This is a genomic window from Mycolicibacter engbaekii, assembly GCF_002101585.1.
Taxonomy (GTDB): Bacteria; Actinomycetota; Actinomycetes; order Mycobacteriales; family Mycobacteriaceae; genus Mycobacterium; species Mycobacterium engbaekii.
On record NZ_LQOT01000035.1, the window covers coordinates 122,769 to 141,563 of the forward strand.

General features: G+C 69.8%; 19 protein-coding genes. 10 read left to right on the forward strand and 9 right to left on the reverse strand.

Annotation, left to right across the window (positions count from 1 at the left end; genetic code table 11):
• Positions 1-38 precede the first annotated feature (38 nt).
• Positions 39-1,415 (reverse strand): serine hydrolase, encoded by a 1,377-nt coding sequence (locus tag AWC02_RS10830; RefSeq protein WP_085128767.1) that lies wholly within the window; start codon positions 1,413-1,415, stop codon positions 39-41.
• Entirely contained in the window at positions 1,390-1,707 is a 318-nt protein-coding gene (gene mhuD / locus AWC02_RS10835; RefSeq protein WP_085128768.1) for a mycobilin-forming heme oxygenase MhuD, read from the reverse strand. Before mhuD ends, AWC02_RS10830 begins: the two co-directional genes overlap by 26 nt.
• Before the next feature lie 99 nt (positions 1,708-1,806).
• Here mhuD and AWC02_RS10840 point away from each other — a divergent pair, with 99 nt between their 5' ends.
• Positions 1,807-2,493 (forward strand): alpha/beta fold hydrolase, encoded by a 687-nt coding sequence (locus tag AWC02_RS10840; RefSeq protein ID WP_237160430.1) that lies wholly within the window; start codon positions 1,807-1,809, stop codon positions 2,491-2,493.
• On the opposite strand, the gene AWC02_RS10845 is transcribed toward AWC02_RS10840, so the two are convergent.
• The gene (locus tag AWC02_RS10845) at positions 2,460-3,398 is read right to left on the reverse strand and encodes an HhH-GPD family protein (RefSeq protein ID WP_085128770.1); all 939 of its coding nucleotides are present in this window, start codon (positions 3,396-3,398) and stop codon (positions 2,460-2,462) included. The genes AWC02_RS10840 and AWC02_RS10845 overlap by 34 nt on opposite strands.
• On the opposite strand from AWC02_RS10845, the gene AWC02_RS10850 reads away from it, so the two are divergent.
• Together AWC02_RS10850 and AWC02_RS10855 are read left to right on the forward strand one after the other, a co-directional pair.
• A complete protein-coding gene (locus tag AWC02_RS10850; RefSeq protein ID WP_085128771.1) occupies positions 3,397-4,026 on the forward strand; it encodes a carbonic anhydrase in 630 nt (209 codons plus the stop codon). The two genes, AWC02_RS10845 and AWC02_RS10850, sit on opposite strands and share 2 nt — an antisense overlap.
• Positions 4,027-4,105: 79 nt before the next feature.
• Positions 4,106-4,867: a hypothetical protein gene (locus tag AWC02_RS10855; protein WP_085128772.1), complete on the forward strand. Its 762-nt coding sequence runs from the start codon at positions 4,106-4,108 to the stop codon at positions 4,865-4,867.
• A 28-nt stretch (positions 4,868-4,895) separates the two neighbouring features.
• On the opposite strand, the gene radA is transcribed toward AWC02_RS10855, so the two are convergent.
• Together radA and AWC02_RS10865 are read right to left on the reverse strand one after the other, a co-directional pair.
• Positions 4,896-6,305 (reverse strand): DNA repair protein RadA, encoded by a 1,410-nt coding sequence (radA, locus tag AWC02_RS10860; protein ID WP_085128773.1) that lies wholly within the window; start codon positions 6,303-6,305, stop codon positions 4,896-4,898.
• Between the two features lie 48 nt (positions 6,306-6,353).
• Positions 6,354-6,908 (reverse strand): copper chaperone PCu(A)C domain-containing protein, encoded by a 555-nt coding sequence (locus AWC02_RS10865; protein ID WP_207568039.1) that lies wholly within the window; start codon positions 6,906-6,908, stop codon positions 6,354-6,356.
• A gap of 260 nt (positions 6,909-7,168) precedes the next feature.
• On the opposite strand from AWC02_RS10865, the gene carD reads away from it, so the two are divergent.
• From carD to ispF, 3 genes are read left to right on the forward strand one after another with little or no spacing between them, the layout of a single operon-like run.
• On the forward strand, positions 7,169-7,657 hold the full coding sequence (gene carD / locus AWC02_RS10870; protein WP_013830798.1) for an RNA polymerase-binding transcription factor CarD: 489 nt from the start codon (positions 7,169-7,171) through the stop codon (positions 7,655-7,657).
• A gap of 40 nt (positions 7,658-7,697) precedes the next feature.
• Positions 7,698-8,363: a 2-C-methyl-D-erythritol 4-phosphate cytidylyltransferase gene (gene ispD, locus AWC02_RS10875; RefSeq protein ID WP_237160427.1), complete on the forward strand. Its 666-nt coding sequence runs from the start codon at positions 7,698-7,700 to the stop codon at positions 8,361-8,363.
• On the forward strand, positions 8,360-8,836 hold the full coding sequence (gene ispF, locus AWC02_RS10880; RefSeq protein WP_085128775.1) for a 2-C-methyl-D-erythritol 2,4-cyclodiphosphate synthase: 477 nt from the start codon (positions 8,360-8,362) through the stop codon (positions 8,834-8,836). The genes ispD and ispF overlap by 4 nt, the downstream gene beginning before the upstream one ends.
• 34 nt (positions 8,837-8,870) lie before the next feature.
• On the opposite strand, the gene AWC02_RS10885 is transcribed toward ispF, so the two are convergent.
• Positions 8,871-9,944 (reverse strand): hypothetical protein, encoded by a 1,074-nt coding sequence (locus tag AWC02_RS10885; protein WP_085128776.1) that lies wholly within the window; start codon positions 9,942-9,944, stop codon positions 8,871-8,873.
• Positions 9,945-10,043: 99 nt separating this feature from the next.
• Between AWC02_RS10885 and cysS the strand changes: the two genes are divergently transcribed.
• The 3 genes from cysS to AWC02_RS10900 are packed head-to-tail and all read left to right on the forward strand — an operon-like array spanning position 10,044 to position 13,285.
• Entirely contained in the window at positions 10,044-11,453 is a 1,410-nt protein-coding gene (cysS, locus tag AWC02_RS10890; protein ID WP_085128777.1) for a cysteine--tRNA ligase, read from the forward strand.
• Positions 11,454-12,395 (forward strand): 23S rRNA (guanosine(2251)-2'-O)-methyltransferase RlmB, encoded by a 942-nt coding sequence (gene rlmB, locus AWC02_RS10895; RefSeq protein ID WP_085128778.1) that lies wholly within the window; start codon positions 11,454-11,456, stop codon positions 12,393-12,395.
• Between the two features lie 38 nt (positions 12,396-12,433).
• Complete coding sequence (locus AWC02_RS10900; protein ID WP_207568042.1) at positions 12,434-13,285, forward strand: glycerophosphodiester phosphodiesterase; 852 nt, start codon at positions 12,434-12,436, stop codon at positions 13,283-13,285.
• A gap of 105 nt (positions 13,286-13,390) precedes the next feature.
• On the opposite strand, the gene AWC02_RS10905 is transcribed toward AWC02_RS10900, so the two are convergent.
• The 3 genes from AWC02_RS10905 to kstR all read right to left on the reverse strand — a co-directional run bounded on the left by AWC02_RS10905 (position 13,391) and on the right by kstR (position 16,309).
• On the reverse strand, positions 13,391-14,635 hold the full coding sequence (locus AWC02_RS10905; protein WP_085128833.1) for an SLC13 family permease: 1,245 nt from the start codon (positions 14,633-14,635) through the stop codon (positions 13,391-13,393).
• Complete coding sequence (locus AWC02_RS10910; protein WP_085128780.1) at positions 14,632-15,552, reverse strand: MBL fold metallo-hydrolase; 921 nt, start codon at positions 15,550-15,552, stop codon at positions 14,632-14,634. The genes AWC02_RS10905 and AWC02_RS10910 overlap by 4 nt, the downstream gene beginning before the upstream one ends.
• Positions 15,553-15,637: 85 nt before the next feature.
• A complete protein-coding gene (gene kstR / locus AWC02_RS10915; RefSeq protein WP_085128781.1) occupies positions 15,638-16,309 on the reverse strand; it encodes a cholesterol catabolism transcriptional regulator KstR in 672 nt (223 codons plus the stop codon).
• A 217-nt stretch (positions 16,310-16,526) separates the two neighbouring features.
• Between kstR and AWC02_RS10920 the strand changes: the two genes are divergently transcribed.
• The gene (locus AWC02_RS10920) at positions 16,527-18,656 is read left to right on the forward strand and encodes an acyl-CoA dehydrogenase family protein (protein WP_085128834.1); all 2,130 of its coding nucleotides are present in this window, start codon (positions 16,527-16,529) and stop codon (positions 18,654-18,656) included.
• Positions 18,657-18,795: the final 139 nt, after the last annotated feature.

Below are 18,795 nucleotides of genomic sequence, written 5' to 3' on the forward strand. Positions count from 1 at the left end.
GGTCACGTCGCCAGATTCATTTTCGGCCCGTCGCCGCCCTAGCCGGGCAACAGCGCGAACGCCTGCTTGGCGACCTGCAGCATCCAGCTGCCGACGCTCTTGCCGTGATCGCGCGGCCAGTTGAGCTGAAAGCTCACCACCCAGGGCTGACCGCCCCGGTCCACGGCGTACCAGCTGAAAGTCAGGTCGCCGGGCAGGCCGCCGGCCTTGGCGCCGATGTAGGGCCACTCGGTGCGGGGCAGGTCGATGCCGCGAACTGCCGACAGCATCTCGCGGACCGGTGCGGCCGCGCCGACCGCAGCGGCCTGCAATGCGACGTGCAGCCGGCAGATGTCCTCGGCGCTGCCGTACCACTCGGCGCCATAGGCCGACGCGGGGTCATGTGCCCGCACCGGGTCGGGCTCATAGGGCCGCGAATCGGCCTGCTGCAACAACTTTGCCCGTTCCTGCGGTGAACCGTGCTGCCATTGCTCACGCATATCCGGCTTGCCCCAACCCACCGAGAACATTTCGTACATGGTGGGAAACGGCGTCATGCTGGCCGGGTCGTGGTGGCCGGCCGCGACCAGCGCCCGCTCGACCGCATGCGTGCCCACCCGGCCGATCAGCAGATCGGTTGCCATGTTGTCGCTGGTGGCGATCATCTTCTCGGCAGCCCTGCGTACCGAGACATGGGCGCCGTCGGGCAGTTCCTCCAGGCCCGACGAGCCCACCGCTTTGGCTCGGGCGGTAATGGTCAGCGGGTCATCCCAGGACAGTCTCCCGGCCTTCACCTCGTTGGCCACGGCCAGCAGCACGTACAGCTTGAAGATGGACGCCAGCGGCAGCGACGCGGCGGTGTTGGCGCCGGCCACCGGTTTACAGGCACCCCGGTCCACCCGTGCGGCCTGGTAGGAGTACCGGGCCCCGGTCTTGCTCAGCACCTCGTCGAGGTCGTGCCAGGAACCGATGTCCGGTGACTCGGTGGTCGCTTTGAACAGGTCCACCATGCCGTTGTCGTCGGTGCGGAGCCGGATGTCCTGACGCGCCCCGTAGGAGGTGATCAGGTGCAAGGTGGCGGCGCCGGCGCTGATGTCGACGCCATCGAGGCGGAACGGGCGGTCCCACCACAGCGACTCCATGGTCGTGACCACCTGCTCGACCTTGTCCGGTGCCGCCAGGGTCGCCACTCCGATCGGACCGATCGGCCAGTCGGAGTTCAGCATGTCCATGGTCTGCTTGGCGCGCAGACCCGGCGGTGTCTTGGTCGAAATCGTCACCCCGCCGGCCCCGGCCCCGGCGCCGGGGTCGGCCGGTGAGGCCGGCGAAGGGACACAACCGGCGACAGCCCCGGCGACGGTGACCAGAGTCAGAGAGGTGGTCCAGGCCGCCAGTCGGCGCCGCACAGGACTAGTCCGAAGCGGCGTTTCCGGCAACGTCGAGCACGACCTCGAACTCCAGCAGCGAGGCTCCGGTGGCCACCGGCTTGGCCCGCTCCCCGGCGTGGGCTTCGATGGCCGGTCCCTTGGCCCATGCCTGGAAAGCCTCGTCGGAATCCCAGTGCGTGACCACGAAGTAGCGGTCGTCGCCCTTGACCGGACGCAGCAGCTGGAAGCCAAGGAAACCGGGCTGGTTCTCCACCGCGTGTGCCCGGTGGGCAAATCGCTTCTCCAATTCGGGCCCGGCGTCGGCGGGCACCTCGATTGCGTTGATCTTCACCACTGACATGGGGCCTAGGCTACCGTGCCCCGGGTGAAGACCGCGTCGACCGAGTTGCTGACCTACCGCGGCGGGCACGGGACGCCGCTGGTGCTGGTTCATGGACTGATGGGCCGCGGCACCACCTGGGGGCGTCAGCTGCCGTGGCTGACCCGGCTGGGGGCGGTGTACACCTACGACGCGCCCTGGCACCGTGGCCGTGAGGTGGCCGACCCGCACCCGATCAGCACCGAACGCTTCGTCGCCGACCTGGCCTGCGCGGTGGAGCAGTTGCCCGGCCCGGTGCGCCTGGTCGGGCATTCGATGGGTGGGCTGCACTCGTGGTGTCTGGCCGCCCGTCGCCCCGACCTGGTCTCCGAGCTGGTGGTCGAGGACATGGCACCGGACTTCCGGGGCCGCACCACCGGCGCGTGGGAACCCTGGGTGCATGCCCTGCCTGTCGAGTTCGGCAGCGCCGAGCAGGTGATCGCCGAATTCGGCGACATCGCCGGACGCTACTTCCTGGAGGCCTTCGACCGCACCGAGACCGGCTGGCGGCTGCATGGTCGCCCCGAGTGGTGGCTGCAGATCGCCGCCGAATGGGGCGCCCGCGATTACTGGGAGCAGTGGCAGCAGGTGCGTTGCGCGACGTTGTTGATCGAGGCCGGCAACTCGGTGACCCCGCCGGGGCAGATGCGCCAGATGCACAGCGTCGGCTTCGAGAGCACCTACCTGTGCGTTCCCGAGGCGGGACACCTGGTGCACGACGAGGCGCCGCAGACCTACCGCGAGGCCGTCGAGTCGTTTCTGTCCTGACCGGGCAGGGCGAAGCGCCCGTCGGCGAGCCGTTCGACCAGGCCGTCGCCGAGCAGGGAGGCCAAGGCGCGCTCGCGCTGAACCGGGTCCACCGGCCAGGCCAGGTCGAGGTCGGCCCTGCTCACCGCGGAATCGGTGTCCCGCAATACGTCGAGTAAGCGCCCGCGGACCTGGCGGTCGGTGCCGGCATAGCGTTGGGCGGGCCGCTTGGGTGCGGTGGACGGGGGCGAACCGTCCAGTCGCCACCGGCAGGTGCTGCGCAGCGGGCAGCCGTCGCAGCGCGGTGACCGGGCGGTGCACACCAGGGCGCCCAGCTCCATCAGGGCTGCCGAGAACCGGGCTGCCTGGTCGTCGCCGGGCAGCAGGGCGGAGACGTCGGCGTGGTCGCGCTTGGCAGAGGCGGGGCCCGCGTCGGCCTGGCCGTGGACCGCCCTGGCCACCACCCGCCGCACGTTGGTGTCGACCACCGGGACCGGTCGCCGGTAGGCGAAGCAGGCCACCGCTCTGGCGGTGTAGCTGCCGACACCGGGTAGCTGCTGCAGGAGTTCGACGTCGTCGGGTACCACGTCGGCGAAGTCCCGGGCGATCACGCCGGCGCATTCGTGCAGGCGGATGGCGCGCCGGGGGTAGCCGAGCTTGCCCCAGGCCCGCAGCACATCGGCTTGGCTGGCTGCCGCGGTAGCCGACGGGGTCGGCCAGCGCGCCACCCAGTCCGGCCAGATCGGCAGCACCCGGGCGACCGGGGTTTGCTGCAGCATGAACTCGCTCACCAGGATCTGCCACGGCGTGACATCACCGGCGCGCCAGGGCAGATCGCGTTCGGCCGTGGCGAACCAGCTGAGCACGTCCTCGGGGTGGACAGTCACCAAGCGCTCGCGCGGGATGGCGTGCAAAATATGAGGCATGCCCAACTCAAACCCGGTGTCAGCGTGGAAAGCACTCAAGGAGGGTAACGAGCGATTCGTCGCCGGCGAGCCCATTCATCCCAGCCAGGACGTCGCGCGTCGTGCCGCGCTGGCCAACGGCCAGAAACCCACCGCAGCGGTGTTCGGCTGCGGCGACAGCCGGGTGGCCGCCGAACTGATCTTTGATCAGGGGCTGGGCGACATGTTCGTGGTCCGCACCGCCGGCCATGTCGTCGACTCGGCGGTGCTGGGCTCGCTCGAGTTCGCCGTGGCCGTCCTCAACGTTCCGCTGATCGTGGTGCTCGGCCATGACAGCTGCGGCGCGGTCAAGGCAACGCTGGCAGCGCTGGACGGTGGCGCCGTTCCGGGTGGCTACCTGCGCGACATCGTGGAACGGGTGACGCCGTCGATCCTGCTGGGCCGCCGTGACGGGCTGAGCGCCGTCGACGAGTTCGAGGCCCGGCACGTCAACGAGACCGTGTCGATGCTGGCCAGTCGATCCACGGTGATCGCCAACGGTATCGCTGCGGGCTCGCTGGCGGTCGTCGGCGCCACCTATCACCTGGCCGACGGGCGGGTGTCGGCGCGCGACCACCTGGGCGACATCGGCGACTACGGCACGGAATAGTCGCCGAAGGTCACAACGCGGCTACGACACGCCGCGAAGGGTCGGACAACTCGCGCTGAGGTCGTCCTACCGTGAGAACGTGCTCGATTTGGAACCGCAGGGTCCGCTGCCTTCGCAGATCTATTGGCGACGACGTGGCCTCGCGCTGGGCATTGCGCTCATCGTGATCGCTGTGGTGTCGGCCGTCATCTTCGGCATCGTGCGTGGCAGCGCCGGTGCCGACAATGCCGACGGGAAGCAGACCTCCGCCGCGCAACACGCCAAACCGCCGAACGCCTCCCCGGAAGAGGTCAAGACGCCCGTGGTGGCGCCCGACCAACAGGCGCCGCCACCCGTGCCGACCCCGACCGAAGCGGTGGTCCCGCCGCCGGTGCTCAAAGAGGGCGACGACTGCCCCGATTCGACGCTGGCGGTCAAGGGCCTGACCGCTCCGCAGTACACGGTGGGTGAACAACCGCAGTTCACCATGGTGGTCACCAACATCGGACTGGTTGCCTGCAAGCGCGACGTGGGCGCCGCCGTGCTGGCTGCCTACGTGTACACGCTGGACAATCAGCGGTTGTGGTCGAACTTGGACTGCGCGCCCTCGAACGAGACCCTGGTCAAGACGTTCGATCCCGGGGAGCAGGTCACCACCACGGTGACCTGGACCGGCATGGGTTCGGCGCCGCAGTGCCCGCTGCCACGACAACCGATCGGGCCGGGGACTTACAACCTGGTGGTCCAACTGGGCAATCTACGGTCGGCGACGGTGCCGTTCATGCTTACCGAGCCGTCGCCGGACCTGCCTCCGCCGCCCCCGGAAGGGTTCCCGCCGGGCCCGCCCCCGCCGGGCAACTAGACCGGCCTGCGAGCGTTACCGCGCCGGGTCAGCCAGGGCTCCGGTCCAGCAGTTGCGGGGGCGCGTAACCGGCGCGCCGGTCGGCGATTTCGGACAGGTGGTGCAGCGCGGCGACGATGTTGGCGGCGGCGACCGTGCGCAGGCCGCCAACCGTTGCCGGGGCGCCCGGTGGAGTCAGGGCGCTGGTGAACCCCAGCCGGGCCGCTTCGGCGAGCCGACGGTCCATCCCGCTGACCGGGCGCAGGTCGCCGGCCAGGCCGACCTCGCCCACCACGACGGTGGTGGCCGGCAGCGGCAGATCGGCATAGGCCGAGGCCAGTGCGATGGCGACAGCCAGATCCGTAGACGGGTCGGTCAACCTCATACCGCCCACCGTGGACAGGTAGATGTCGCCGGCCGCGATAGGCAGGCCGGCGTGCTTGTCGAGCACCGCGGTGATCATGGCGGCCCGGGCGTGGTCGATGCCGCTGACTGCCCGCCGCGGCGAGCCGCCCGCCGGTTTAGCCAACAACGCCTGTACTTCGCCGATCAACGGGCGTTTGCCGTCCAGGGCGATGGTGATAGCGGTGCCCGGCACCGGCTCGCTGCGCTGCTCCAGGAACAGGCCGGAAGGGTCCGCGATGCCCTCGATGCCGTCGTCACGGAGCAGGAAACAGCCCACCTCGTCGGTGGCGCCGAACCGGTTCTTGACCGCGCGCACCATTCGTAGCACCGAGTTGCGGTCGCCCTCGAAATGCAGCACCACGTCGACGAGGTGCTCCAGTGACCGGGGCCCGGCGATGGCACCGTCCTTGGTGACGTGCCCGACCAGGACCAGCGCCACATCGGCACTCTTGGCCGCCGCTGTGAGGGCGGCCGTCACGGCCCTTACCTGGGTGACCCCGCCGGCAACGCCGTCGGTGTCGGCGGCCGCCACGGTCTGTACCGAATCCACCACCACCAGGGTGGGCCGCACCGCCTCGATGTGTCCCAAGATTGTCTGCAGGTCGGCTTCGGAGGCCAGGTAGATCTCGTCGTGACTGCAGCCGGTGCGCTCCGCGCGCAGCCGGATCTGGCCCGCGGACTCCTCCCCGGAGACGTACAGCGCCCGCCGCCCGCCCAGAGCCCAGCGGTGAGCGACCTCGAGCAGCAGGGTGGACTTGCCGACGCCGGGATCCCCGGCCAGCAGCGTGACCGAACCGGGAACCACCCCGCCGCCCAGCACCCGGTCGAGTTCGGTGACCCCGGTGGGCGCCGGCTGGGAGCTTCCCGCCGCGATGGAGCTGATCGGAACCGCGGGCCGGGCCGGCGCGGCGGGCCGCAGGCCCCCCGCCGGTGCGGCCGCTTCGGCTACCGGGTCGATACCGCCCCAACTACCGCAGTCCGGGCAGCGGCCCAGCCACTTCGCGGTGGTGTTCCCGCATTCTGAACAGCGATAAAGCGAACGTGCCTTGGCCACGGGCAGACCGTATCGGCTAGGTCCGACAGGGCCGGCGTACTACGGCGATCAGTGATGCGACGTCAGCGGGCCGGCCGAGACGGGCACGTCGACGCTCACCGGTCCGGCGTTCTTGAAGTTGAAGGTGAAGTCATAGGTCAACCCGTTGCGGATCGGCTTGTCCAGCGTCACCGTCGCCGAGGCGGTGGTGGCGTTGGCCACGTCCGACAGCGCCTTGGCGGCGGGCGCCGTGGGCAGGTCCGGTCCGGCCGGGGCGCTGACCACCAGGACACCGTCAACCGGGACGGTCTTGCCGCCGGCCAGCGGCGACACCTTGCCGATCGAGGTCGTGATGTCGGTCAACTCGTCGCCGGCCTCGGTCGACTGGTTGCTGACCACGAACACCAGGTCGACGGTCTGGCCGGGCTCGAGTGCCGCGCCGGTTTGAGTCGCCTGGATCCGAACGTCGCGCAGCGCCAGGGTGCCGACATCGGCTGAGGCGCCGTTGACGGCGGATGCCTGGTCAGCAGTCTGCGAGATCTGGCCGGTGCCGCAGCCGGCAATCGTCGCTGCCGCGACAAGCGCGATCGCAGCCCTGTTAAAGGCCCTGCTGAACGAGTTCACGTATGGTCTCCTGCCCGGCCGTTGCGACGTGTGACTATGCACTGTAGTAGCAACCCTCCCGTGACGATAGCTCAGGGTTGCAGGTGCGCCGCGACCCCCGCCGACCAGCCCTGATCAGGCTCTCATCAGGATCGGCCGAGCACGCTTCTCTGCGGCTGTCAACCCCCCTCCTGCCTCGGCAGTGCCCCTGACCTGCACCGTTGTTCGTCGCGTGTCCCGACGGCGTGTTAGGATGGGGTAGCGAAAGGGGCTCAAATCAGATGATCTTTAAGGTCGGAGACACCGTCGTATATCCACACCACGGTGCAGCGTTGATCGAGGCGATTGAAACCCGGACCATCAAAGGCGAGCAAAAGGACTATCTGGTCCTCAAGGTGGCGCAGGGCGATCTCACCGTTCGAGTTCCCGCTGAGAATGCCGAATATGTCGGTGTGCGTGACGTTGTCGGCCAGGAGGGCCTGGACAAGGTCTTCCAGGTGTTGCGGGCCCCGCACACCGAGGAACCGACCAACTGGTCGCGTCGCTACAAGGCAAACCTGGAAAAGCTTGCCTCCGGAGACGTGCACAAGGTAGCCGAGGTCGTTCGCGACCTGTGGCGGCGGGATCAGGAGCGCGGTCTGTCTGCAGGCGAGAAGCGGATGCTGGCCAAGGCGCGGCAGATTCTGGTCGGTGAGTTGGCCTTGGCCGAGAACACCGATGACGCCAAGGCGGAGACCATCCTCGACGAGGTGCTGGCCGCCGCGTCCTGACCGCGACGTTTCGAGCTTTTCGGAGAATCTCGGAGAATCGTTGCCAAGCACAGTAGCTGTGGTGCCGGCGGCTGGTGCGGGTGTTCGGCTGGGCGCCGGTGTACCGAAAGCGTTCTTTCTGCTGGGCGGCCAGACGCTGATCGAGCGGGCCGTAGCGGGCCTGCGTGAGTCCGGAGTCGTCGACCAGGTGGTGGTCGCGGTACCGCCGGACCGCACCGATGAGGCCAAGCTGATCCTGGGCGAAGCCGCCACCGTGGTGGCCGGCGGCGCCGACCGCGTGGAGTCCGTCCGGCTGGCGCTGGCCGGTGTCGCAGAGTCCGACTATGTGCTCGTCCACGACGCCGCCCGGCCGTTGACCCCACCCGCGCTGGTGCGCCGGGTTGTGGAGGCGTTGCACGCCGGCCACCGGGCGGTGGTCCCGGCACTTGCCGTGGCCGACACCATCAAGGCGGTCGACGCCAACGGCATGGTGCTGGGCACACCCGAGCGGGCCGGCCTGCGGGCCGTACAGACCCCGCAGGGCTTCGCCGCCGACCTGTTGCTGCGGGCCTATCGGCAGGCCGGCGCGCAAACCCACTTCACCGACGACGCGTCCCTGGTCGAGCACGTCGGCGGCCAGGTCCAGACCGTCGAGGGGGACCCCCTGGCGTTCAAGATCACCACGGCCCTGGATGCGCTGTTGGCCCAGGCGGTCGTGAACCGGTGAGTGCGCTGCCGCGGGTCGGGGTGGGCACCGATGTGCACCCGATCGAGCCGGGCCGGCCCTGTTGGCTGCTGGGCCTGCTTTTTCCCGATGCCGACGGCTGTGCCGGACACTCTGACGGCGATGTAGCCGTACACGCCCTGTGTGACGCGCTGCTGTCGGCGGCAGGGTTGGGGGACCTCGGAGCGGTTTTCGGCGTCGACGAGCCCCGCTGGGCACACGTAACGGGTGCCGTGATGCTCGGGCACGTGCGCGAACTGCTCGACCAGAGCGGTTTCGTGGTCGGCAACGCCGCGGTGCAGGTGATCGGTAACCGGCCCAAAGTGGGACCGCGCCGCACCGAAGCCCAGCAGTTGCTGTCGCAACTGCTGGGCGCACCGGTTTCGGTATCGGCAACCACCACCGACGGCCTGGGACTGACCGGCCGGGGTGAGGGGCTTGCCGCGGTGGCTACCGCGCTGGTGGTACCGACTTAACGCTGGTGGTACCGGCTTAAATCACCCGACGGGACTAGCAGTTCCCGCCGAAGATGGTGCCGATGATGCACAGGGCGATCTCGCCGCCCATGGACGCGCCGGCCTCGGCCAGGCCCGTGGTGAGGGTGTCGGTGACGCCCTCGGCGACGCCCTCGGTGACGGTGTCGACGACACCCTGGGTGACCGCGTCGGTGATGCCTGTGGCGACGGCGTCGCCGACACCTGTGGCGACGGCGTCGGTGATGCCGTCACTCAGGGCAGCGCCGCCATCGAGAAATGCGCTGGAAGCAGTGATCGCGGCGTCACCGGCGACATCAGCACCGGCGGCCCCGACGTCGACCAGGGTGCCGCCGATGAGGTCCCCGGTTACCCCCGTGAGGGCGTCGGCGCCCACGGTGGACAGGAAGTCAAAGTCGCCCAGGCCGAACGGCAGGTCGACAGCGGGCGTGCTGAAGGCTTCGACAGCGGGAACGCTGAAGGCATCGACAGCGGGCGTGAAGACTTCGGCGGGCGTGTTGAAGGCTTCGACGGCGGGTGTGCTGAAGAGCTCGGTCGCGGCGGCCGCGCCGGGAACCAGGCCCTCGGTGGCGGCGGCTGAACCGGGGCCGAAGAATGCGTCGGTGGAGGCGGCCGCACCGGCGGTTTCGGTAAGCGTGTTGGCGCCGGCGCCCGCGCCGGACCGGGCGAGGCTGCTCAGCATCGGGGTCATAAGCGGCATGACCAGCGACGGCGCCATCATGGCCAGCATCGGCGCCATCATCGCCATCGACATACCGATCTGGCTGCCCATTGCGGCCTGAGTGGCACCTGCGGTCGTGGCCGAGGCACCGACCATGTCGGCCTGCTGCTCGGCCTGCTGCCGTTGCTGCTCGGCCTGCATGTCCTGCTGGGTTTCCATCAGCGCCGCCTGGTCGGCTGCGGACGGCACGCCCTCGGCCTCGACGGGTGCAACCGGGGCCGGAGCGGGTGGCGCCTGGACCGGGGCCGCCACAAGCTCGGCCTGCTGGGCCTGATTGTTGTTCGGCTCGTCGGCGTAGGCGGTCGCGCTACCGACAAATGCGACCGCAGCCAAGAAGGTTCCCGAGACTGCCACCAGACGTTTACTCACTGCCGCAATATATGCCACGTCACAATCCCTGTCCACCGATACGGCAGGTGGCGGCGGGTGTGGAGGCCGCAGCCAGACCGCCCGGTAAGCTGGCCCGTCGTGACCGAACGCCCCGGCCTGCGACTGCATGACACGGCAACCGGCGCCGTGCGTGAGTTCGTCCCGCTGCGGCCCGGTCAGGCGTCCATCTATCTATGTGGCGCCACCGTTCAGGCCGCGCCGCACATCGGCCACGTCCGCAGCGGCGTGGCGTTCGACATCCTGCGCCGGTGGCTCACCGCACGCGGCTACGACGTCGCCTTCGTGCGCAACGTGACCGACATCGACGACAAGATCCTGGCCAAGGCGGCCGCGGCAGGACGGCCCTGGTGGGAGTGGGCGGCCACCCACGAACGCGAGTTCACCGCCGCCTACGACGCGCTGGGGGTGCTGCCGCCGTCGGTGGAACCGCGCGCCACCGGGCACATCACCCAGATGGTGGAGCTGATCGAGCGCCTGATCGACACCGGGCACGCCTACACCGGCGACGGCGACGTGTATTTCGACGTGCTCAGCTACCCCGACTACGGCAAGCTGTCCGGTCACCGGATCGATGACGTGCATCAGGGCGAGGGCGTTGCCACCGGCAAACGCGATCCGCGCGACTTCACGCTGTGGAAAGGCGCCAAGCCCGGTGAGCCCAGCTGGCCCACGCCGTGGGGCCGCGGCCGGCCGGGCTGGCACCTGGAGTGCTCGGCGATGGCCCGGTCCTACCTGGGCGCTGAGTTCGACATCCACTGCGGCGGCATGGACCTGGTTTTCCCGCACCACGAAAACGAGATCGCGCAGAGTCGCGCTGCCGGAGACGGATTCGCCAACTACTGGCTGCACAACGGCTGGGTCACCCTCGGCGGCGAGAAGATGAGTAAGTCGCTGGGCAATGTGCTGTCGATGGCGGCGGTGCTGCAGCGGGTCCGGCCCGCCGAACTGCGCTACTACCTGGGCAGCGCCCACTACCGATCGATGCTCGAGTTCTCCGAGACCGCATTGCGCGACGCCGTCAATGCCTACGTCGGTATCGAGGAGTTCCTGCACCGGGTGCGCAGCCGGGTCGGTGCGGTGACACCGGGCAGCTGGACTCCGCGGTTCGCCGCCGCGCTCGACGACGACCTGTCGGTGCCGATCGCCCTGGCCGAGGTGCACCGGGCCAGGGCCGAGGGCAACCGGGCACTGGACACCGGCGACCACGAGGCTGCGCTGACCGCGGCCGGCTCGATCCGGGCGATGATGGACGTGCTGGGCTGCGATCCGCTCAACGAGCGCTGGGAATCGCGCGATCAGACCTCGGCGGCGCTGGCCGCGGTCGACGTATTGGTGCGCGCCGAATTGGAACGCAGGGAAACCGCTCGCGCGGAACGGGATTGGCAGCTGGCCGATGAGATCCGCGGTCGGCTCAAGGATGCCGGCATCGAGGTCACCGACACCGGCGACGGTCCGCAATGGTCTCTGCTGGTGGATGGAGTCGATTAGGTGGCCGGAAATTCCAAGCGCAAAGGTGCGGTGCGCAAGCCCGGCACCAAGAAGGGGCCGACGGTAGGTTCCGGCGGCCAGCGCCGCCGCGGGCTGGAGGGTCGCGGCGCCACCCCGCCGGCGCACAAGCGGGAGTACCACCCGGCGGCCAAAGCGGCCAAGCGCGCAGCAAAACAGCGCGCCTACCGGACCGCCAAGCGTGCCGACGAGAGCGAGACCGTGCTGGGCCGCAACCCGGTTCTGGAGTGCCTGCGCGCCGGAATACCGGCCACCGCGCTGTATGTGGCGCTCGGCGCCGAAGCCGATGAGCGGCTGACCGAATCGGTTACCCGCGCGGCCGACTCCGGGCTGCCGATCCTGGAGGTTCCCCGGTCGGACCTGGACAAGATGACCACCAACGGTCTGCACCAGGGCATCGCGCTGCAGGTTCCCCCGTATGCCTACGCCCACCCCGACGACTTGCTGGCCGCCGCGCGCAAAGACGCCGCTCCCGCGCTGCTGGTCGCTTTGGACAACATCTCCGATCCGCGCAATCTGGGTGCCATCGTGCGCTCGGTAGCGGCGTTCGGCGGACACGGCGTGGTCATTCCGCAGCGCCGATCGGCGTCGGTGACGGCGGTGGCCTGGCGTACCAGTGCCGGTGCGGCGGCGCGGCTTCCGGTGGCGCGGGCGGCGAACCTCAACCAGACACTGAAGGCGTGGGCGGACCGCGGCTTGCAGGTCGTCGGGCTGGATGCCGGCGGCGAGACCATGGTCGACGACCTGGACGGCACCGGCCCGATGGTGCTGGTCGTCGGTTCCGAGGGCAAAGGCCTGTCCCGGCTGGTCCGGCAGAACTGCGACGCCATCGTGTCGATTCCGATGGCCGGGCCCACCGAGTCGCTCAACGCCTCGGTCGCCGCCGGGGTGGTGTTGGCCGAAATCGCGCGTCAGCGGCGGTGATTGGCCGCGTCGTCCTGGCCGCGGTGTTGTTCACCGCGATGCTGAACCCGTCCTGGGCTGCCGCGCAGCCGCCGGCATTCGACCTGCAGGCGCACCGGGGCGGGAGGGGCGAGACCACCGAGGAATCACTGCGCGCCTTCGCCAAGGCGCTCCAGCTGGGTGTCAGCACCTTGGAACTCGACGTCGTGTTGACCCGCGACGCCCAGCCACTGGTCTGGCACGACCTGGTGATCGAACCGGCCAAGTGCGCCGACACCGGACCGGTTTTCGCCGGCGACCCCGATTACCCGTACGTGGGCAGGCGGGTCGCCGAGCTGACCCTCGCCCAGATCCGCACCCTGGACTGCGGACACCTGCTGCCGGAGTTTCCCGACGCAGAAGTGGTGCCCGGCAATGTGATCGCGACATTGCCGGAAGTCTTCGCGCTGGCTGCGCATACCGGCGTCCGCTACAACATCGAGACCAAGGTCGACGCCGGAAACCAGCAGCGGATCGTCGAGGTGGTGCTGGCGGCGGTGCGGGCGGCCGGTCTGCTCGATGCCGTCGCTGTCCAGAGTTTCGACTGGAGCATCCTGCCGCTGGTGCGTGCCGCCGAACCGGCCATACCCCTGGTCGCCCTGTGGGAGCAGGGCGCCGACCCGATCTCCGGGGCGCAGGCGGCCGGTGCCGGCATCGTGTCCCCGGACCACTCGGTGGTGGACCGGTCCTTCGTGCAACGCGCACACGCCGCCGGGCTGCGGGTGATTCCGTGGACGGTCAACGATGCCGAGGAGATGCGCCGGCAGATCGCCGCCGGAGTTGACGGGCTCATCACCGACTACCCGGCGCGGGCGCGCGCGGTGCTGGCCGAACTGGGCATGCCGCTGCCACCGGCCTATCGGGTCGGTTAGATCCCACGGCGGTGACCCGCTTCGCCCGGCTCCGCCGCGCTTGCGATCACACCGCCCCACGGCGGTGACCCGCTTCGCCCGGCTCCGCCGCGCTTGCGATCACCGCTAGACCCCCAGGAGCCGGGCACTTGCCCATAGCGCGACGACCGCCACCACCAGGGTGACCGGCACCGTGCACAGGCCCAATCGGGTGTATTCGCCTACTCCGGCCGGCACGCGGTACCGGCGTAACACCCGGCGCCACGACAGGTTCGACAGGGAGCCGGTGTAACTCAGGTTGGGTCCGATGTTGACGCCGATCAACACCGCCAGCACCGCGACCGGTCCACTCGTCGCCACCAGCGGCGCCAGCACCAGTGTTGCGGGCAGGTTGTTGACCACATTGGCCAGCACCGCGGCGACCGCCGCGATACCGAGTAGGGCGCACAGGCTCGATCCATCCGGCAGCACCGTGGTCATCCGGTCGCCCAGCCCGTTGTCGACCACGGCGCGCACCACCACGCCCAGTGCCAACACGAACACCAGAAACCCCGGGTTGGCCGCCCGGACAATGCTGCCCGGCGTGCTGCGCCGCTGCGCCAGGCCGCGAGCGGCCAGTACCGCAGCTCCGGCGACGGCCGCCCACGCGGGTGGCACGCCCAGGGTCTCGGCGACCACGAAACCGGCCAGGGTCAGCGCGAGCACCACCAGCACGAAGACCGGGACGGGGGGCGGCGGCCCGGCATGCTCGAGCACCGGCGTGGCGCGCAGATCGGCGCGGAAGAACCAGCGGAAGATCAGGTAGACGACCGCTGTGGCGGCCAGCCACGGCGCCGCCATCAGCGCGGCGAACCGCAGGAACGAGACGCCCGCCTCGTGAAACGCCAGCAGATTCGTCAGGTTGGACACCGGCAGCAGCAGCGATGCGGTGTTGGCGAGGTGGGCGGTCGCATAGGCGTGCGGGCGGATCGGGGCGTTGCGTCGCCGGGCCATCGTGAGCACCACCGGGGTCAGCAGCACGACGGTCGCGTCCAGGCTCAGCACCGCGGTCAGACCCGCGGCGATGACGAAGACGCGGCGCAGCAGGTGCTGCGGCGGACCCACGTCGGCGCGTGCCATGGCCGCACCGGCCGCCTCGAACAGGCCCTCGTCGTCGCAGAGTTGCGCCAGCACCAGCACGGCGCCCAGGAACGCCACGACGTGCAGCAGAGCGGCGGCCTCGGTCAGGGCGTCGTGCGCCGAGATGGCGCCTGCGTCAATCAGGATGAGGGCGGCGGGTACCGCTGCGAACAGTTCGGGCCAGCCGCGTGGGCGGACGACCGCAAAGCCCAGCACCACAGCAAGCAACAGCAGCGCCAGAGCCAGGTTCAGGCCCACGGATCCTCACGGCGCCACACGGTGGGCAGGTGCAGTCCCACTCCGTCGGCCTCGGCGAGCTCGCTGAGAACCCGCATGGTGACGTCGAGGTCGTCGCCGGCATAGGGCAAGGCGCGCAACGGTTTCGACAGCGGCCGGAAGAAGTCGTCCCAGTGGGTCAACACAACCGTCGAAGCCCCGACGGCCCGGACCGTCTCATTCCAGTAGTCGACCAGATATTGCCGGGGCTGAACGCCGAGCTGGCCGATGCCCAGATAGACCACGTCGGCGTTGCGGCCGGCCAACGACCCCGGGACGAAACCCGCACTGCCCATGATCAGCAGCCTGCGCCCGGAGGGCCGGTGCGCCACCAACACCGACCAGGCCTCACCGCACTTGTAGGCAGACACCCGCACCGGCGGCACCACCGCAGCGGTGATGACCCCGGGGAAGCGGTCGGGCGGGCAGTGCCGCGACTCCACCAGCGTGACGTCGTAGGCCCCCAGCGTCAGCGGCGCACCCGGGACGGCCACGATCAGCCGGTCCTCGCAGAGCCCTTGGCCGCGGCCCACATTGGCCGTGGACTGGCCACCGACCAGGACCGCCCCGGTACGTTCGGCCACCACGGCGGAGTCCATCGCGTGATCGATGTGTGAGTGCAGTGGGATCACCGCGGCCAGCTCACGCGCGCCGGCCCGCGCCAGGCAGCCGTCGATGCGAGCCTGCGACGGCGCCACTTTGCCCAGGGTCGCTCGGGCCAGGCTGGGCCGGGAGAAGAAGCCGTCGGTCATCAGCGCCGACGAGCCGTCATCGATGAGCAGGCTGGTGACGCCGAGCCAGGTCACCGACAAAGGCGTGGCCGGCGACGCGGGTGGCACGTCGAATCGATCGACGTACCGGCCGATATCGGGGCGGCCGAGCTTCAGGCGCATCTACTCAGGCTATCGCCGATGGGGCCGCCGATAATCGTGGGCGGTCACGATCGGCGAGCCGACGCGCATCGCCGTTGTCCCCGGGTCAGACCTTGGGGCTGTCGTCGTCGCCGATCAGCAGCCGGACAGCCAAGTCCAGCCGGGTGGTGAAGTCGGTGGCCGACGCACGGCGGGTCAGCCAGGCGAGCAGGTTGGACAGCCACACATCCGAGATCACCCGCGAGATGTGGTACTGCTCCTCGGTGGGCTCCCCGTCGCTCATCGCTCCGGCGAACATCGAGTCGATCAGCTTCTGGACGTGGTCGACTTCACCGGCCGCCGAGGCGTCGGCGAAGACGTAGGCGCGCGTCATCGCCTCGGTGAGCAGCGGGTTGCGCTGCATGGCACGGTTGAGCTTGTTGACCACCAGGTTGAGCCGCTGGTGGCGGGTGGTTGCGGCGAACGTCGCGGCATCGGTCTTGGTGTCAACCCGCGCGATCTCCCGGCCCATCGCCGAGACCAGCAGGTGCACTTTGGAGGGGAAGTAGCGGTACAGCGTGCCGACGGCCACGTCGGCGCGGTCGGCGACGGCACGCATCTGCACCGCGTCGTAGCCGCCTTTGGAGGCGATGGCCAGCGTCGCGTCCAGAATTCGCTTGCGGCGTTCGCGCTGCGCTTCAGAGCCTAGGTCGGATTCGTTGAGCACAGCGACATTGACCACCTCGCGCGGTTGGCTGGCCGATCCTCGGCCTGAGTTGCCCTCGGCTGGTGACGACATGTGCTGCGCGCCTCCCTCCGTTGATCCTCTGGCTGATAACGATACGCACCGCGTAGTTGAATTTATTACTCCCGACATCGGCCGGACCCGACGTGTCCAGCCATAACGGTTCGACTTGACGCTCCGACGCTGGCACTATTAGAACACGTTCTAGTGGGTGGGGTGGCCTTCCAGGCCCACCCGCCATCAAGTCAGTTTCGACCCGGAGGTGCCCAGCGTGTCCGTGACCATCACCGACGACGAGCTCGCCGCCCGCGAGCTGGTCCGCGACTGGGCCGCTGCGGCGGGTACCACCGAGGCGATTCGCGCCGCGGAACTGGGCGAAACCGATTCCTGGCGAACCGTTTTCGCTCGACTGGCTGAATTGGGTCTGTTCGGGGTGGCGGTCCCCGAGGAATCCGGTGGAGCCGGCGGGCGCCTCGAGGACCTCTGTGCGATGGTCGATGAGGCGGCAAAAGCCCTGGTCCCGGGGCCGGTGGCGACCACCGCCCTGGCCACGCTGGTGATCACCGATCCCCAGCTGGCCGAAGCCCTGGCCGCGGGCGAGCGGGTTGCCGGCGTGGCAACCGACACCGACTCGGCGGCGGTGAGCTTCGACGCCGCGACGGGCCAGGCCTCCGGGACCGCCGAGCGGGTGCTCGGCGCCACCGCCGACGGGCTGCTGTTGGCGCCGGTCGGCCCCGACGGCCAGGACTGGGTGCTGGTCGACGCCCGCGCCGACGGGGTGACCGTCGAACCCCTGCCGGCCACCGACTTCTCCCGGCCGCTGGCCAAGGTCACGCTGTCGGCCGCGCCGGCGGTGCTCTTGGAGGGCGGAAACCGGATCGAGAACCTAGCGGTCACGGTGCTGGCCGCCGAAGCGGCCGGGGTGGCCCGTTGGGCGCTGGACACCGCCGTCGCCTACGCCAAGGTGCGGGAACAGTTCGGCAAGCCGATCGGCAGCTTCCAGGCCGTCAAGCACCTGTGCGCGGAGATGCTGTGCCGGGCTGACCAGGCCGCGGTGGCGGCCAGCGATGTGGCGCGCGCTGCCGGCGACCCCGACGACCAGCAGTTCGCGATCGCCGCCGCTGTCGCCGCCGCCATCTGCATCGACGCCGCCAAGGCCAACGCCAAAGACTGCATCCAGGTGCTCGGCGGCATCGGCATCACCTGGGAACACGACGCGCACCTGTACCTGCGCCGCGCCTACGGCATCGGGCAGGCGTTGGGCGGGCCCGAGCGCTGGTTGCGGCGCACCGCGGCACTGACCCGCGACGGGGTGCGCCGCCGGCTGGAGGTGGACCTCGGCGAGGCCACCGATGTCCGGCCCGAGATCGCCGCGGAGGTGGCCCGCATCGCCGCGCTGCCCGCCGAGCAGCAACAGGCGGCGCTGGCCGAAGCGGGCCTGCTGGCGCCGCATTGGCCGGTTCCCTACGGGCGGGCCGCCGGGCCGGCCGAGCAACTGGTGATCGACCAGGAGCTGGCGGCCGCGGGAGTCCAGCGTCCGGACCTGGTGGTCGGCTGGTGGGCGGCGCCGACCATTCTCGAGCACGGCACCCCCGAGCAGATCGAGCGATTCATCCCGGCCACACTGACCGGCGAGATCTTCTGGTGCCAGCTGTTCTCCGAGCCCGGTGCTGGCTCGGACCTGGCGGCGCTGCGCACCAAGGCCGTGAAGGTCGACGGTGGCTGGCGACTTACCGGCCAGAAGGTCTGGACCTCGCGGGCCCATGACTCGCAGTGGGGCGTCTGCCTGGCCCGGACGGACTCCGAGGCGCCGAAGCACAAGGGCATCACCTATTTCCTGATCGACATGGCCTCCGAGGGCATCGACATCCGCCCGCTGCGCGAGATCACCGGTGACGCCCTGTTCAACGAGGTCTTCCTCGACGACGTGTTCGTCGCCGACGAACTGGTGGTGGGCAACGTCAACGACGGCTGGCGACTTGCCCGGACCACCCTGGCCAATGAGCGGGTTGCCATCGCCGGCGGAACCGCGCTGGGCAATCCGATGGAGGAACTGCTGCGGACCCTGGCGGAATCCGAACCCGACACGGCCACTGCCGAGCGGCTGGCCCGGCTGATCATCGCCGCTCAAGCGGGTTCGCTGCTGGATCAACGCATCGCCCAGCTCGCCGTCGGCGGCCAGGACCCGGGTTCGGAGTCCTCGGTGCGCAAGCTCATCGGGGTGCGCTACCGGCAGAACCTGGCGGAGTTCCGGATGGACGTGGCCGAGGGGGCCGGCGCGGTGGCCGGTCGCCAGGTGCACGACTTCCTCAACACCCGGTGCCTGTCGATCGCCGGCGGCACCGAGCAGATCCTGTTGACGCTGGCGGCCGAGCGGCTGCTGGGGTTGCCGCGCGGCTAGACCCCACCGGCGGCGTTCGCCGCCGGGATGCGTGTCGCCACTTCGCGTAGCTTTCGGCCGCCGCGGGTACCCACTGCCCGGATCGCAGCCGACGAACGGAGTGGTGGGTGCCGGGCCGAATCGAGGTGGTGCGCCGCTC

Excerpts from the sequence above, each read along its gene's own strand:
- mhuD (WP_085128768.1), bottom strand. The coding sequence starts at position 1,707 with ATGTCAGTGGTGAAGATCAACGCAATCGAGGTGCCCGCCGACGCCGGG.
- AWC02_RS10840 (WP_237160430.1), top strand. The coding sequence starts at position 1,807 with ATGGGCCGCGGCACCACCTGGGGGCGTCAGCTGCCGTGGCTGACCCGG.
- AWC02_RS10850 (WP_085128771.1), top strand. The coding sequence starts at position 3,397 with ATGCCCAACTCAAACCCGGTGTCAGCGTGGAAAGCACTCAAGGAGGGT.
- AWC02_RS10845 (WP_085128770.1), bottom strand. The coding sequence starts at position 3,398 with ATGCCTCATATTTTGCACGCCATCCCGCGCGAGCGCTTGGTGACTGTC.
- carD (WP_013830798.1), top strand. The coding sequence starts at position 7,169 with ATGATCTTTAAGGTCGGAGACACCGTCGTATATCCACACCACGGTGCA.
- AWC02_RS10900 (WP_207568042.1), top strand. The coding sequence starts at position 12,434 with ATGCTGAACCCGTCCTGGGCTGCCGCGCAGCCGCCGGCATTCGACCTG.
- AWC02_RS10910 (WP_085128780.1), bottom strand. The coding sequence starts at position 15,552 with ATGCGCCTGAAGCTCGGCCGCCCCGATATCGGCCGGTACGTCGATCGA.
- kstR (WP_085128781.1), bottom strand. The coding sequence starts at position 16,309 with ATGTCGTCACCAGCCGAGGGCAACTCAGGCCGAGGATCGGCCAGCCAA.